This window comes from Aporhodopirellula sallentina SM41 (assembly GCF_000346505.1).
GTDB lineage: Bacteria > Planctomycetota > Planctomycetia > Pirellulales > Pirellulaceae > Rhodopirellula > Rhodopirellula sallentina.
The window spans coordinates 1-15,500 of the sequence record NZ_ANOH01000144.1 but is presented as its reverse complement, the minus strand read 5'-3'; the positions used below and the strand labels follow the sequence as shown (position 1 = coordinate 15,500).

General features: G+C 53.2%; 14 protein-coding genes and 1 pseudogene. All 15 read left to right on the top strand.

The features are described 5' to 3' along the window. Positions 1-150 precede the first annotated feature (150 nt). Positions 151-858 (top strand): hypothetical protein, encoded by a 708-nt coding sequence (locus tag RSSM_RS09485; protein ID WP_236621042.1) that lies wholly within the window; start codon positions 151-153, stop codon positions 856-858. Further along, complete coding sequence (locus RSSM_RS09475; RefSeq protein ID WP_236621041.1) at positions 852-2,051, top strand: glycosyltransferase family 4 protein; 1,200 nt, start codon at positions 852-854, stop codon at positions 2,049-2,051. The genes RSSM_RS09485 and RSSM_RS09475 overlap by 7 nt, the downstream gene beginning before the upstream one ends. Then, the gene (locus RSSM_RS09470) at positions 2,048-2,959 is read left to right on the top strand and encodes a glycosyltransferase family 2 protein (protein ID WP_008677190.1); all 912 of its coding nucleotides are present in this window, start codon (positions 2,048-2,050) and stop codon (positions 2,957-2,959) included. The genes RSSM_RS09475 and RSSM_RS09470 overlap by 4 nt, the downstream gene beginning before the upstream one ends. 52 nt (positions 2,960-3,011) lie before the next feature. Continuing rightward, a complete protein-coding gene (locus RSSM_RS09465; protein ID WP_236621040.1) occupies positions 3,012-3,608 on the top strand; it encodes an acyltransferase in 597 nt (198 codons plus the stop codon). A 1-nt stretch (position 3,609) separates the two neighbouring features. Further along, positions 3,610-4,482, top strand: a complete 873-nt coding sequence (locus RSSM_RS09460; protein WP_008677185.1) for a sulfotransferase domain-containing protein — start codon at positions 3,610-3,612, stop codon at positions 4,480-4,482. 88 nt (positions 4,483-4,570) lie between these two features. Continuing rightward, positions 4,571-5,575, top strand: a complete 1,005-nt coding sequence (locus RSSM_RS09455) for a glycosyltransferase family 2 protein (RefSeq protein ID WP_144059683.1) — start codon at positions 4,571-4,573, stop codon at positions 5,573-5,575. Between the two features lie 134 nt (positions 5,576-5,709). Further along, positions 5,710-6,822, top strand: a complete 1,113-nt coding sequence (locus RSSM_RS09450; RefSeq protein ID WP_008677180.1) for a glycosyltransferase — start codon at positions 5,710-5,712, stop codon at positions 6,820-6,822. Between the two features lie 298 nt (positions 6,823-7,120). After that, on the top strand, positions 7,121-8,173 hold the full coding sequence (locus RSSM_RS09445) for an acyltransferase family protein (RefSeq protein ID WP_008677178.1): 1,053 nt from the start codon (positions 7,121-7,123) through the stop codon (positions 8,171-8,173). A gap of 13 nt (positions 8,174-8,186) precedes the next feature. Then, positions 8,187-9,578 (top strand): O-antigen ligase family protein, encoded by a 1,392-nt coding sequence (locus tag RSSM_RS09440; protein WP_144059682.1) that lies wholly within the window; start codon positions 8,187-8,189, stop codon positions 9,576-9,578. 61 nt (positions 9,579-9,639) lie between these two features. After that, positions 9,640-10,047 carry a serine O-acetyltransferase gene (locus tag RSSM_RS09435; protein WP_236621038.1) on the top strand — a complete coding sequence of 136 codons (408 nt, stop codon included), beginning with the start codon at positions 9,640-9,642 and terminating at the stop codon, positions 10,045-10,047. 36 nt (positions 10,048-10,083) lie between these two features. After that, positions 10,084-11,367, top strand: a complete 1,284-nt coding sequence (locus RSSM_RS09430; RefSeq protein WP_008677172.1) for a glycosyltransferase family 4 protein — start codon at positions 10,084-10,086, stop codon at positions 11,365-11,367. 8 nt (positions 11,368-11,375) lie between these two features. Further along, on the top strand, positions 11,376-12,509 hold the full coding sequence (locus RSSM_RS09425; RefSeq protein WP_236621037.1) for a glycosyltransferase: 1,134 nt from the start codon (positions 11,376-11,378) through the stop codon (positions 12,507-12,509). Positions 12,510-12,611: 102 nt separating this feature from the next. Further along, complete coding sequence (locus RSSM_RS09420) at positions 12,612-13,775, top strand: glycosyltransferase family 4 protein (protein WP_008677168.1); 1,164 nt, start codon at positions 12,612-12,614, stop codon at positions 13,773-13,775. Positions 13,776-13,875: 100 nt separating this feature from the next. Next, positions 13,876-15,114, top strand: coding sequence for a glycosyltransferase family 4 protein (locus tag RSSM_RS09415; RefSeq protein WP_044302015.1), 1,239 nt, complete (start codon positions 13,876-13,878; stop codon positions 15,112-15,114). A gap of 62 nt (positions 15,115-15,176) precedes the next feature. Beyond that, positions 15,177-15,500, top strand: a pseudogene (locus tag RSSM_RS09410) (exosortase U); the annotation flags it as partial.

The window sequence follows — 15,500 nt, the reverse complement described above, 5'->3', positions numbered from 1 at the left end:
GTCGGTGCATCGTCACCAGCATGTGAGAGAACTCGATTCAGCATTGATTCGATCCTCGAAGACATTCATTTAGAAATATCAACAACAATGGTCGCACAAGCAGTTCTCAGAGGATTAGCCTCCACGTTCTTAGGCAACCAGATTTCGATCGTGTACACGCCTCATCGTGTCGGGTCGACAAAGTTATTTGACCGACTTTGCGAGTCGCGGTTCAGCAGCGGTGCTGACCTCAGCGACATCCAAAGTGTCCCTCCAACGATGGCACATTTCACCGTCAAATGTCATTCCGGAGAGTTAGGACTCGATGAAGTTCGTGACTGTATCCGACGCCCATTTCAACGTGTGCTCACGCTTGTTCGCCCATTCGATGAAATCTGCATTTCGGAGTATTTTCACAACATCAGCAACCCCGATAGCAGTTTTCACTTTGGAACACGGGACGAGGTCCTCAACGCATCCACGCAAACGCTGGCCGAACACTTTTGCGGTATCGACTGGAATAGCTATCCGCAACTGCAACCTCGAAAGAATGCCACCGCAATCGCAGAGTATTGTGGCATCGACTACCAGGAAGACTTTCTGGATTCAACACCGCCCGCCTTTCGTGTCTATCACGGAGCCGCGAGAGACGGGGAACTCATGGTCGCCGTTGCCCAAATGGACGTCATCTCACGACGAGACACCTTCCGCGAATTCATCAACGCGCTCGGCTTGCCGGTACAAACGCAGCCCAAAAAACGAGTCGTTTCCTGCCCTAGCTTGTCGACACATCGTTGGTGTCGCGACAAGCAAAGGGAGCTTACACAACACGCAAACGTCGTCGAATTCCTCAACAACATTCGAGCATCAGGGTGTTAGTTACGAACACATCCACATCGAGCGAAACGTTTGGATCCGAAAACGTTCGCAAAGAGAAACCACTGCGTGTGGGCATATTCACGTTGGTAAATGTGAACAACCATGGCGGTCTTGAGTCGTACATACGGATGCTCACGAACGAACTCACCGGCAACGCACATCAGGTTTTCTGGAACGGTGCCGCACCGGCCCAGAACGTGACTTTGGAATCCCATTGGCGACCACGGATCAATCGTCTCTTACCCGTAATGACGCGCCCCCAGGTGCGTTTCCTTTCTCGAACTGCGGCCCAATGGCAAGGTTCGGCTTGGTGCGGCAACGCGGTCAGCAAGTGCGATGTTGTTCATTTTGTGGGAACCGGATGGGATCTCGTAGGCTTTCCGCTGTTACAAGCCGCTCGTGAACAGAAAAAGCTCGCCACGTGTTGGCCCGCTGTGCACCCACGACAATGGGGTGACGCTCCACTCGACATCGACCTCTATCGCAAAATGGACGGTGTTTTTGTTCAGTCCGACTACGAGGGCAAACACCTGCGGGAGAAGGGCGTTTCAGCGTCTGTGCTCGTTCGCTGTGGATGCGCCGCACCGGACAACTATCCGGGAGACGCTGATCGATTTCGCAAAGAGCATGAACTCGGCGATCGCAAAGTTATCCTATTCGTTGGACGAAAATCGAACGCGAAGGGCTACCATGCTCTCCGGAATGCCGTTGCCGAACTCAACCACGCAGGAACTCCGGTGACGCTCGTCTCCATCGGAAGAGATCTCGAACCGCCCTACCCATCGCTGCCGAAGGAAGTGGATCTCGACCTCGGCGCCGCCGAAGACGCGGTCAAACACGACGCACTCGCCGCCTGCGATGTGTTTGCACTTCCGAGCGAAGCGGAGTCGTTTGGCATCGTCTACGTGGAAGCGTGGGCGTACGGCAAACCGGTCATCTGTGGCGCCGCACCGGCATCACAAGAACTCGTCAACCGGCACCGGGGCGGCATCAGCACCGACGGATCGGTCGGAGAGGTAAAGAAAGCAATCGCAAACATACTTGCCACGCCCGCAGAGGCGGAAACGCTAGGACGCTCAGGGCTGAACGCCGTTTGTGCGGAGTACACAGCGGAAAGGATCTTCGAGCGTCACTTCGAAGTATGGAACCGACGCGTGGGCGAGCAAACACCATTGAACAGAGCAGTAATATGACAAAATTCTCTGTGGTCATCCCTACCTACAACCGTCCCGAAGAGTTGAGCGAGTGCCTCAAGAGGCTCGCTCCAAATGTGCAATCCTTTCCGGCCGAGGACTATGAGGTCATCGTAAGCGACGATGGCAGACACGTCTCAGCAAAGGAGCTCGTTTCGAACGAATTTGCCTGGGCTCGTTGGACGTCGGGCCCAGCGAAAGGCCCCGCTGCCAATCGCAATCATGGCGCCAGCCAGGCGGTGCATGACTGGATCGTATTCATCGACGACGATTGCCTTCCTGAATCGGGTTTACTCACCGCGTATGACAAATGCATTGCGTTTCAAACAGAAAAATCGTTCTCAGCCTTTCAAGGTCCCACTTTACGGATTGGCGAACCACCATCGCTTCTCTGGGAAGCTCCCCATAACCCACTAGGTGACGCTCGTATCTCGGCAAATTTCGCTATCCATCGCGAGATTCTTCTGCAAGTTGGCGGCTTCGACGAACGTTTCCCAAGTGCCGCAATCGAAGACACCGAGTTCTTTGCACGTCTAGAAAATTCTGGGGGGGCGATATTGTTTGTCCCCTGCGCCATCGTGAAACACCCTCTTCGCCCCGTAGGCAACGCGGCGGGGCTAGCTAGAAAATGGGAAGGCAAAGCAATCTTCTCGATGGATGTGGGGGCGTCCCCTTTCACCGTGCTGTGGCGACTACCTTGGCACTCACTTCGGATCATTCAATCGCGATTCCGCAATCAACATTGGTCCTCTGACAATGTGCAAGCCGCGTTCAAATTTCTTGGCGAATGGGGTATCGTCGTCTACAACACTCCAAGGTGGGTTCGCAAGTGGAGTCGTCGGCCGCGTAGTCCGTTTTGGAAGAAGCACGTATCCGAGCACGGCGCCCCACCGAAATTTGGCTTCTGACATGCTCCATGTGAATACTCCCAGGCAGTCATTAACGAACTCGTCACCGATTGTGGACAACGAACCAGAACGCAATGTCGTTCGAGAATTTGGGCAGCGTTTGATGCGTCGCATCGCACTGCTACCAAGGCCGACCAATGCAGTTCGGTCTGCCATAATGCGAATCCGAGGAGCTTCCATTGGCCATGGCACAAGTATTCCGGCGAGCACCATGTGCACTTGGCCGCATCAACTTGCAATCGGCAAGGAATGTATCATTCAGCCAGACGTCTTCTTCAACTACGATCATTACTGGACTCCTGGACCGTCAATACAATTCGGTAATCACGTCTTTATCGGACGCGGATGCGAATTCAACATCCGCTGCCAACTCAACGTGGGCGATGACTGCCTAATAGCTTCCGGTGTTAAAATGATCGACCATGACCATGGATCTGATCTAGGGTGCCTCATGAGGCAGCAGGAAAACAATTCCAAACCCATTTCGATCAAAGACAACGTGTGGATTGGCGTGAACGCAACCATCCTCAAGGGAGTCACCATTGGTGACGGAGCTATCGTCGCAGCCGCATCAGTAGTAAATCGCTCTATCGGCCCTAACGAAGTTTGGGCCGGTGTGCCAGCCAGGATGATTCGAAAACGAGGTTAACATGCGACTGAACCAGAAACTTTCAAAACTTGTCAAGTTACATCGAACCCACCGTTTCACTCGTTTTAGAACTGCGATTTCCCCATTTTCAATAGGGCGTTATGTTAGGTATAGAACCCAGCCTCCCTTAATAGTGATCGTCGGATCACCGCACAAGGTTGGATCAACTTGGCTGTTCCAGATGCTCGAGACACTATTAAAGCCGCAATACGATTTTGAGGGTCTAGTAATACCACGCTCGATGCGTACCAGGGGATACACCGACACCTTTACATCTGCGTCCGCAGCCAATTTCGTGTCGTCTTCAAAAGGTCGATGGCTATTCAAAACGCATAAAAACATACATCCGGACATTCTTCCAATCTGCAAATTTGTGTCGGTCCACCGCGACCTTCGAGATGCATGTGTTTCAATGGTTCACTTCGGAACCCACCTTCCTACCGAAGCAGGCGGTTATCAGCAAGAGATAAAACAACTGCCTTTCAAAGAACGCCTGCATTTTGAGTTGGAACGAGATTACAATCTTGAGCGTGCTGAGTACTGGTGGAATTTTCCTGCCACCGCCCGGGTACACTACGAACACCTCAAAAATGACTGCCCGGCAGAGTTGCATTCCGTCGCACGTGCACTCAATATTGAAAACGACTACTGCGCGAAGCAATACAAACACGTAGCTGAGAGACACGATTTTAGCCGAGTCTCCCAACGTGCACCAGGCAAGGAAGTGTCAAGCGCATTCCTACGGAAAGGGATCGTAGGAGATTGGAGAGAAAAATTCGAAGAAGAACATATCCAGCATTTTAAGACAGCTCTCAACGGGCGATGGAACAAATTGCTGATCCAAATGGGATATGAGGAAGTAGTCGACTGGTAGAAATCATTCGATTGTCGAATCTGCGTGACGCGATTACTCTGCACAACATTCCTACCTAGTTGTGAAACGCATACTGTCCAAATTTTGCATGTCCGATATCGAGGTCTCGCCCCGCCAACCCGCTCCAGGCGTCGCGACAGAGGTGAGCTCTGTTGAGCTTATTGTACCGACTCTCAAGCGTCCTAATCACCTGAGACGTTGCCTTATGGCTCTTGCATCACAGACCACGTTGCCGGCGAACGTCTTAGTCGGGATCCGTTTGGATGATCAAGTCAGTCCTCCTGTTCTCGTCGAGTTTGAATCTTCTTTGAATGTGACTTTGGTGGTGGCTCGGGGAGTAGGCGTCGTTGGTTCAATGAACAGTTGTTTGCAGCAATGTCGATCCGAGATGGTTGGATTCCTGGACGATGACGTCGAACTGCCCTGCCATTGGTTGGAAACAATGATAAGCCATTTGGAAACAAGGCCGGCAGCGGTCGCCGCGGCGGGACGCGACCTACTGATGGATCATCCCGAGATGCGTCGTAGCGAAACACTCGTCGACGACGTCGGACGGATCCATGCTTACGGGCGAATCACGGGCAATCATCATCGAGGCGGAGGTGAAACTCGCCTTGTTGATGTTCTGCGAGGATCAAATTGCCTGTTCCGCGGCGACTTTTTGAGAGAGCATGGATTTGAGAAAGGACTGGCGGGCACCGGCGCCCAGGTCAATTGGGAACTGGCGTTGGCCCTACAAACACGACGGGCCGGGTATCGGATGCTGTTTGACCCTTCGGTCCAGGTCGTACACCACGTTGCTCCTAGGCATGACAATGATTCGGTCCACCGCGGAGTATTTGACGCACACGGGACTTCCGACATCGCCCATAACGAAACGCTAGTGGTGATAAAGCACGGATCTCGACTAGACTGCCTCAGGATAACTCTTTGGCAATTGCTAATAGGATCAAAGACCTGCCCCGGCATTTTTCGAATTTTCGAGTATCGAGCTCGAGGAACCGCACCGTTCTACCCCCGCTTCCGGGCAACGCTGCTTGGACGCCTAGCAGCACTTCGGACTTATATCCTTCGGATCGAACACGCAAGCTAGATTGCCGATTTTTCAGTTCTCCGGCTACTTACGTTCACAAACACCACGCGAGCATAGTAGGACCAAAATCCGACACGTAGCAGACGCGGTGAATCGCCAGAGACACACTCACAAACTTTTATGCTAAGTACAGCATGTCTTACCCGAAAATAATGGTCGTTTCACCGACAGCAGGGCTTTTTGGAGGAACAGAACGCGTGCTGGAAGTATTACTATACCAAACAGCACATTCTAACGACATTTCATATGCCTTCCTAGAAGACGGCCCCTTGGTGAATATTGCGCACAGTCTTAATGTACCATTTCGACTAATTGAACGTTCAAGAACCAGAAACCTTAAAAAGACATTTGCGGTTGTTTCGGAACTTCGAAAGTTCATTCAATCCGAACGCCCCGCAGTAGTGTTTGCCTGGACAGACTTTGCCCAACTCTACGCAAGTCCAGCGAGTATTGCTATCGCCAAAAGCCTGTGGTGGCAAAGATCCAACATCGACGGAGGAGCTATTACACGATTATGCAAGTGCCTTCCACACTCACACGCGATTGCAAACTCGAAATTCACGAGAGACCAGATGCGTCAACATCGAATTAAAGTTGCAGACTCTCCTCTCTACCCACCATATGACGCAAACAAATTCACCCAAGAAAACGCTTCTAAGCAGAATCTACGAAACGAATTTGGAATACCTAATAGCAGCTTTGTCATTGGAAGTGTCGGTCGCATGCAGCATTGGAAAGGCTTTGATACGCTAGTCGATTCAATTAGGCAAGTTCGTAAAAAGCACGAAGATGTATTTTGTGTAATCGTGGGCGGACGGCATGAACTCGAGCCGCACTACGAAAACCTACTTCAAGAACGAATTGCTCAGCTTGGCATATCTGAGCACGTAATGTTGCCTGGGAGCCAGCGTAACATAGCAGATTGGATGAGAACAATGGATGTGTTTGTTCATTCAGCAGACCGAGAACCATTCGGAATTGTAGTGCCTGAAGCCATGGCGATTGGCCTACCAGTAATCGCCTCGATACCGGGTGGGCCGGCCGAGGCTATCGAACCAGAAGTAAGTGGTTTGTTGGTCAGCAGCAATAGAGTGGACGATTTGACGAGAGCAATCTTGCGACTGAAAGAAGATCCGGCGTTGGCTTACAGGCTCAGTAAGCAAGCACGAAGGCGAGCAATACGGTTCAGCAGCGAAAACTTCAGTGATAATCTCATCGCTACCATTGCGGAGGGATTGCAATCTTAATTGAATCTAAAACGAACTATGCGTGTATTGCAAATTTTTACTCTCGTCTTCCCACCACTAAAATCCCCCGTGAGAAGGCTAACGTGTTTAGATGCCAAGATTGAATGATTTACTTTCGGACATCCCGACGTGCTGCACAACGACCATCCAAGGCAGTGAAGACAGTTGAAGCCTTGGCTTTTCTGCGAAGTCCTGGATGGCATCCTGCCTTTCCTCTCGCACAAGCCCTATTTAGCAGCCCCCCAGGGTTCGTTCTGTTACTAAGCCTTGTTTTATTCGTAATTTTGGCTGTATTACAATGAGCTCGATGCAGCCTGGGACGTTTCGTCTTTTCCTTGCGTTGCTTGTGGTAATTCACCACAGTTTTCCATTGCGGTTAGGTGCCTGGGCGGTGGGGATGTTTTTTGCGCTGAGTGGATTTTGGATATCCAGAATGTGGCGGAGAAAATACGCGAAACTCGACGCGCCTTACACTGAATTCCTGGCCAGCCGCTGGTGGCGTCTCGCCCCCGTGTTCTTGACGGTTCATCTTATCGCCGTGATCTTAACTCTTTCCGGATACCGAGTCGGCAATCCGGCCGCGATTTCGGATTGGAGATGGGTGGTTACCCAGCCTTTAATCGCTGGTTCAACTCAAGTCACGCGGTTGCTGCCGCCGTCTTGGTCGCTTGATGTCGAAATGCAGTTTTACCTCTGCGCTCCTCTGCTCGTCGTGGGGATGGCAAGCTTGTCAAAACGCGATGCCGGATGCTTTGTGCTCGCGCTTCTGTGCTGGTCGGTTTTGCGTCTGTGCATTATTAGATCGTTTGAAGAAGCCAAACTGGACATTTTCGCCTGGATTTTCGCTGTTGGCTGTCTTTGTGAGCGTTTCGACTTCCATCCGACTCCAGGCATGGTCACAGCGAGCGCGACAACGGTGGGCTGCCTGATTCTGCTGACCTTTGGGTTTACGGAAACCCATTCACTGGTCTGGTTGCGTGGATCGCAAGAGACCACCGCAGCGACATGGTTGCAGACAGGCTATTTTGTGTTGTTGGTCTCCGCGGGAATTCCATTTGCGATGGACACGGTAGGAAGAAGATCGAGCCCTTGGGACCGCTGGCTTGGCGACCTCTCGTACCCGCTGTACATGTTCCACTGGTTGCCGCGCGAATGGTACTACGCACATGTCGATCTGAACGGCCCCTGGTGGCACTCCCTCACGATGTTGGGTGTCAATATTACGGTCGCCCTTGGTGGTGCCGTAGTAATATTGCAACTCGTTGACCGTCCTCTGCAAAACCTTCGGTCGCGCCGGCTCGCTTCGTCGTTGCCCAACACCGCCCCACAACCTAACATATCAAATGTCTAGCCCAATAACGCTGATGGTAGCAACTGCCATTTGCGCGCCCGCCATTCTGCTGGCTCTACGCAACTCGAACTGGTTGGTCGACTATCTGTTTTTCGTAGTCGCGTTGAATCGCGGCGTGCGGCGAATGGTGGACTACCAAAATGGATACTTCGACAAATATTCACTGATCAGCTTAACGCCTATCATTGTTTGCGGACTAGCGACACTTGTCGTACTGCTACACCTCAATACCCGCCGACGGCTAGGGCAGGCTACGTCCGAGACACTTTGGATCTACGGATTGGCAGTTCTGGGGGCGTTCTTCATAGGTCTTGTCAATGTACGACTGGGCGCAGTCTATGCACTAGGTGAGTACATTGCCCCCATCGGGTTGCTAGGGTATGCAGCGATGCATGCAAAGGAACCATCGGTGCTCAGCCGATGGAGCAACAGCGTCGCCTTCTCGACAGCAGTTGTCGCAGCGTATGGCATATACCAATACTATACAATTCCCCCATGGGACGCTTTTTGGGTACGTGCAGTTGGATTTGAGGGCTACCTAGGCAATCTCAAACCAACGGAGATGACACTATTCTCTACAATGGCTGAACGAGGTCCTGCGGCATCGTACCTATGCGGTGGTTTGATTTTATTGCTACTTCGCCCAAAAACGCTGGGGGTATTCCGATGGCCCACAATTGCCTTGGTCGCAACGGCCATGTTGCTAACTTACTCGCGCACGGTGGTGATTTGGACAGCACTCGCAGTGATTGTTTTCCCGCTAATTAATCGCGGTACTGCCATTCTGCCTATAGCGATACTCGCACTACTCGTCGCTGCGATTGGCCCTTCGATATTAAGTAGACTGCCTAGCGCCGAGAAAATTACATCCCGCGTTTCAACTATTGGAGCCATTCAAAATGATGGATCTTTCAAGATACGACTATTCCTCATAAAAACAACGCTGAAGAGTTCGCTGCAAGAGCCCTTCGGGCTGGGAATTGGTTCTCACGGACTCGCTCAACGCGTCGGGAAAGCAAATCGTGGCGGTTCCGGCGATAGTACCGGATACATACAAACTCTTCGAACGTTTGGTTGGATAGGATTTTTTATGATCGTGATCCTTCTTTATAAACTGTGGAAAAGATCGAGCGATCTCGTCCAATCTGAAATGGATGATGCCAATGTGCGTCTCTTCCGGGCTTGGTTTATCTCCGGTATGGTGGCGTTGTTTTCAGGCGACTGGATGTTCACGGCAACTTTCTTTTGGGTGCTGGCAGGCCATTGCTTAGGGCTCTATGACTTGGCACTGGAGGAAGAGATGGCCGACGACGAGGCAGAATCCGATCTGGAACACGACGAGTTTGACCTTTCCCAATTTGGTTCGCCAATCCCGCCGCAGCAATATGCGAATTCGCTCTCCTGAATTTTTCTGGCGGTTGAGTCGACGGTTGCATCGCCATGACATGCGCCGCACCGCTCGGCTCGTGAAGATTGTCAACTATTTTCTTCATCGGGCGCTTTTGCCATGTGAAGCGACGGTCGGCGAAAACTTGATTCTCGAACACTACGCACTCGGTGTTGTCATCCACCCCAACGTCACCATTGGTGACGATTGCCGGATCTATCACCACGTGACCATTGCTGGTGAGACTGCTCTCGATAGCCCCGACGGGGTTCACATCGGCGATCGCGTAACACTTGGTGTCAACTCCGTCATCATGCCGCGGTCAAACACAAAACTCACCATAGGGGATGACGCCATCATTGGGGCCGGCGCTGTTGTCACGCGTGACGTTCCCCCCGGCGCGGTCATGGTGGGAGTTCCTGCACGCATTCAAAAGTACCGCGATGACGATACCGCTGCGATATCACATTCGCCCATCGCGTGTTGAATTGACGCGGCTTCTTTCATCTCGAGGATCTGTCTGATGCGAATCGCGTTCTCCATTATCAACGCCAATCGCCGTGAAGGCACGTCGCGGGCCATCCTAGAGGTGGCCGAAAGATTGGCTGTCGAACATGACGTTGATCTGTGGGCACGAACGATTGAAGATGTTGACCTATCGCACATCAATTGGATCGAAGTACGCGGTCCGCGACGCCCCGAAGTCGGGGATTTTGCTTCGTTCAAATGGTTAGTTGATCGCAACATTGAGCGATACGACTACGACATCATCCATTCCCCTGGCCCGAATACATCCAAAGCGGACGTCTATGCGATTCAGACGGTGCATCCCGTCAAGATGCACCAGATGGCACTCGTTAACGCAGACCAGTCTGCGAGTTGGGCACGAAAGATTTCACACAAGACTTACGACAACTTCGTCGTTTCTGCTGAACGCGAAAGTTACAAATACGCGAGCCCTCGTGGTCCCCGTGCATTCCTGCCTGTATCGCTTGGCACAAAGCAGGAATTGTTGGAGACCTACCCGGAATGTCAGTCCCCCTCCGCTCGCCCCCAATCACTGAACTCGAACGTGCTCGATCCGCGAACCCCCAGCGATAACCCGCGAAGGAACCAATCACACGACAACGTGGTTGTGGTTCCCAATGGTGCGGACTTGCATCGTTTCTCGCCCGACAACCGAACACAACATCGCTCCGAAGTTCGTCGCTCACACAACCTCGACGAGAAGGATTTTGTTGTGCTGTTCAGCGGTGGAGATTGGCGTCGAAAAGGACTGGACCTACTCTTGGAAGCCTTCGCAAAGATTGACTCCAACGCGATCAAACTCCTCGTCGTTGGCCACGATCGCGCGGGAGCCCCCGTGAAACAGTTATCGCACAAACTCGGCTTGACCGAACGCGTGCAATTCGCTGGCTTCCGCACCGACGTTCATCGCTACTACGCCGCCGGAGACGTTTTCGTCTTTCCGACCGCATACGAAGCTTTCAGTTTGGCGACGATCGAAGCTGCCGCTGCCGGACTACCCGTTTTGATGCCCGACGTCAGCGGCGCCGAAGAATTAGTCGGCAGCCACAAGACCGGTCAGATCATTCCGCGAGATCCTGACGAAATCGCGAAGACGATCGAAGAATACGCCGCTTCGCCTGAACGTGTTGCTCGCCAAGGGGCTGCGGCACGGCAACTCGTCGAACAAGAGTTTTCGTGGGACGTCATCACGGACAAGACATTGTCGGTCTACAACGAGCTGATTCGGCAGCGTGCTGAGCTTCTCGAGTCGTCCGTAGCTTACAACCATGCATTCTAGGTGACGCCATGAAAGTAGTCATTGTAAGCCACGCGTGTGCGTTACCTCAGAACCAACACATGTTCTCGCTCGCCGCCAAGAAACATGGTTGGCAGGTCACGATGGTTCTGCCTCAGCGATGGAAAAACGAGTATGGAAAGTTCATGGATGCCGAGCTGTATCCAACCTTTGACGCGAGCCTCGTTTCGGCACCGGTGATCAATAACGGCAGCGTGCCGCTGCATGCCTACCGCATGCGAGCAGGTGCGCTGTTGAAGAAGATCTCCCCAGACGTAGTCTACGCACACAATGAGGCGTATGCGTTGTCGACGATCCAGTGGTGCCGAGCCGCGAAACAAAACGGCGAGCTTCCTTTCGGCTTTTTCTCCTGCCAAAACTTGTCGAAACGATATCCGATTCCGTTTCGACAATCTGAATCATGGGTCTATCGCAACAGCAAGTTCTTCTTCCCTATCACACACGCCGTTGACGAAGTCCATCGAGAGAAGGGGTACCAAGGCCCGTCCACGATACTTCCGCTAGGCTTTGATCCGGAAAAATACCACGCAACCGAATCCATCACGAAACGTCATCGCGACGCGAGTTCGCGAGCGTTCCGGTTTGCATTCGTGGGCCGAGTTGTCGAAGAGAAGGGGCTCGTCAATCTAGCCGCGGCACTCGGAAAGATCGCTGACTTGGACTGGCAATTGATCATGATCGGCGCAGGTCCTTATGAACCGCAGGTGAAAGCCGCGTTTGAAAAATACCGCGTGGCAGAGCGCGTCGAATGGCGTGGCTTTGTACCGCACCATGAGGTCGCCCGCTTCTTTGAATCAGTCGATTGTTTGCTGTTGCCGTCGGAGACACGAGCGAATTGGAAGGAGCAATTTGGTCGTGTCCTTGTTGAATCAATGGCTTGCGGAACACCAGTCGTGGGATCGGACTCCGGTGAGATCCCGACAATCATTCAGAAAACTGGAGGTGGCATCGCCTTTCGCGAAGCCAATCCAGAATCATGTGCCGAGGCTCTTCGGCGCATGATCTCGGATACCGACGCGCGTTGCGAAATGGCTGAATCAGGGCACGCGTACGTCCATGAAAAATACGCACTGCCCGTTCTTGCCGATCAATTCGCCACGGCGGTCGAAAGTGTCGTGAAATAGTTCGCAATCCGGCGTCCGATTTCTACCGAAGACGCTTGTTTTCGTTCAGTTGTCCCCAAATTCATTCCTCACTCAATGTCTCAGACTCTACTAGAACCGAAAATGGAGCGTTCGACTCCATTGCCGAAATTGCCTGAGATGATTCACCTCGGACTCGGTTGGATTGGTGATCGCGGGGGTGGTCTCGAACGATATCAACACGGCGTTTGCACCGCACACGCCAACGCTGGAGAAGCGGTAACCGCGTGGGTTCAGAGCCGTACACCGATCACTTCCGACGCGAACTACAACGTCGTCGCGTTCGCGTCCCAGGACCAACCGCGACGTCAGAAACTCGCCAATCTGTGCAAGCTAGCTAGCGAACGACACTCGGGTGATCCCTTTCTGATGATCTCGCATCACGCATCGGTCGGTGCTTCGCTAGCAGGACGCAAATGCCCGAAAACGGGCGTCGTCCACTTCCACGGCCCGTGGGCCGACGAGGCATCGGTAGAAGGAGCACCGTGGTGGAAGACGATCGTCCAGCGGCGCACCGAACGACGCTCCTATCAGTCCGCATCTCGCGTCATCACCCTATCGACATTCTTCAAAAACATTGCCGTCGAGAAATACGATGTGGATGCGGATCGCGTTTGCGTTGTCCCGGGGGGCATCGACGCAAACAAGGCCGACCCGAAAATGTCGCGGCTGCATGCGAGAGCGTTGTTGAATTGGCCAACCGATCGACCGATTGCTTTGACCGTCCGTCGACTCGTGCGACGCGTGGGTGTTGACGTACTTCTCGAGGCGTTGCCCGCCGTGGTATCGAAACACCCGGATCTCCTGCTAATGATCGGCGGCTCCGGTCCGATGAAGCAGCAACTCCAACAACGCGTTGCAGATCTCGGACTGCATGACAACGTGCAACTACTCGGATTCATTCCGGAAGAAGAGCTTTCGCTGGCATATTGCGCGGCGGACGTTTCGATCGTCCCTACGCAGGAGTTGGAGGGGTTCGGCCTTGTCGTCATCGAGTCGATGGCGGCCGGAACTCCCGCGCTCGTGACGCCAGTTGGCTCGCTCCCTGAGGTCGTCGATGGCCTTAGCAAAGACTTGACAGTGGAGGACAAGTCGTCGACCGCAATCGCAGACGGAATCATTCAGGCGTTAGCCGGTGACCGACGCCTTCCCAGTGATCAGCAATGCAAGGATTACGTGCGAGAAAATTTTGATTGGACGGTAATCTCGCCCAAGCTGCTCGATGTCTATCGCGAAGCAGTGCGTTGAAATGACGGACCTCCATCGAACTCAACACGGCAACTCGCCCCACTCCGGACCAACGTTCACAGCCTCCGCTGGGCGAGCTCCCAACCCGTTAGACGATACGATGCAACCCAAACCACGAGTACTGTTCGTCGACCAAACGGGACAACTCGGGGGTGCAGAACTGTGTCTTTACGATTTGGTGGCACGCCGCAACGGGGATGACCGCGTCGTGCTGTTCCAAGACGGCCCGTTTCGTGAACTACTCGTCGAAGGTGGAGTGGCGACGGAAGTCCTCCCGATCTCCTCTCGCGCAGCGACCCTACGAAAAGACAGCGGCGTGGCACAAAAGCTTTCTGCGGTTCGCGGAATGGCATCACTCATTCAACGCGTGGCTTCCCGAGCCAGAGAATACGATGCGATTTACGCCAATACTCCGAAAGCATTCATCGTCTCAGCGATTGCTGGCAAGATCGCGCGTCGTCCGACGATCTATCACCTCCACGACATTCTCTCGACCGATCATTTCAGTGGCTCGAACCTGCGTCTACTCACCACGTTCGCAAACCGGCTTTCGAAACATGTGATTGCCAACTCAGAAGCAACCGCTGCAGCGTTCGCCGATGCGGGGGGCGATTCCCGCAAGGTGACCATCGTTCACAACGGATTCGACATTACCCAATTCGAAGTCGGCGACAGTCAGGCTCGTGACACGCGTGGGAAGCTCGTTGCCTCGCTGAACAAGGAAAACGAGATCAACGAAACCGAGTACAACAAAAACAGTAGCCTCCCGATTACCGGCAACACCCCATTGGTCGCGGTATTCGGAAGACTATCACCGTGGAAAGGGCAACACATCGCGATAGAAGCCATCGCGAAAACTCCTACCGCACATCTTTTGCTCGTCGGCGATGCGATGTTCGGTGAATCCGAATACGTCGAGCAATTGCATATTGCTGCCGAGCGTCCCGAGACAAAAGGCCGGGTGCACTTTTTAGGCTTTCGTGATGAGATTGCAACGTTGATGCGTGCCGTCGACATCGTGGTTCATTGTTCCACCGCGCCGGAACCGTTTGGGCGTGTCGTCGTGGAAGGTCTGTTATCCAAAACGCCCGTTATCGCTGCCAATGCCGGTGGTGCCGCGGAAATCGTGCTACACGAACAAACCGGCCTGCTGACAACGCCGGGCGATTCCGAGGCTCTTGCCCGATCCATCACACGATTGTTGTCTGATCCCGAGTTAGCTCGCTCGTTCGCGGACGCGGGTTACCAGGACGCCGCAAAACGATTCCGCATTGAAGACCGACTTCGCGAAACCGATCTCATCATCGAAAACACCGCTCGTCGATTGAGCGTGGCATAGAAACCCCACTTTGATCTCTCGCAACACATTCCCTGTCCCCCTATCGACAAATTCGAAGACTCATGGCAACTCAAACCATTGCTGACACAGGCGAATCAATCACAACAGGCCCCAGCAAATCCGTTGGCGGAGGCACCACGGTGTGGTGCTTGCTCGCTCTCGTTGCGTGTTCGCATTTCGCAATCGCACTGAAATATTTCCCTCGCTTGTGGAGCCAGGGACACTACCAGTACTTCCCGTTAGTGCTCGGTGTGATTGCTTGGTTGTTTTGGAGTCGTCGCAGCGAAATCGCGAACGCCAAGACGGTTCCCTCCCCCAAGGTAATCGTGGGATTGTTGGCTGCTGATCTCGTCGCGGTCCTTCTTGCGACGCTACTCAACAGCAGT

Bases quoted from the DNA above. Each gene is read 5' to 3' on its own strand.
- RSSM_RS09460 (WP_008677185.1), top strand. From the start codon at position 3,610: ATGCGACTGAACCAGAAACTTTCAAAACTTGTCAAGTTACATCGAACC.
- RSSM_RS09415 (WP_044302015.1), top strand. From the start codon at position 13,876: ATGCAACCCAAACCACGAGTACTGTTCGTCGACCAAACGGGACAACTC.
- RSSM_RS09430 (WP_008677172.1), top strand. From the start codon at position 10,084: ATGCGAATCGCGTTCTCCATTATCAACGCCAATCGCCGTGAAGGCACG.
- RSSM_RS09440 (WP_144059682.1), top strand. From the start codon at position 8,187: ATGGTAGCAACTGCCATTTGCGCGCCCGCCATTCTGCTGGCTCTACGC.
- RSSM_RS09455 (WP_144059683.1), top strand. From the start codon at position 4,571: ATGTCCGATATCGAGGTCTCGCCCCGCCAACCCGCTCCAGGCGTCGCG.
- RSSM_RS09450 (WP_008677180.1), top strand. From the start codon at position 5,710: ATGTCTTACCCGAAAATAATGGTCGTTTCACCGACAGCAGGGCTTTTT.
- RSSM_RS09420 (WP_008677168.1), top strand. From the start codon at position 12,612: ATGGAGCGTTCGACTCCATTGCCGAAATTGCCTGAGATGATTCACCTC.
- RSSM_RS09470 (WP_008677190.1), top strand. From the start codon at position 2,048: ATGACAAAATTCTCTGTGGTCATCCCTACCTACAACCGTCCCGAAGAG.
- RSSM_RS09445 (WP_008677178.1), top strand. From the start codon at position 7,121: ATGAGCTCGATGCAGCCTGGGACGTTTCGTCTTTTCCTTGCGTTGCTT.
- RSSM_RS09425 (WP_236621037.1), top strand. From the start codon at position 11,376: ATGAAAGTAGTCATTGTAAGCCACGCGTGTGCGTTACCTCAGAACCAA.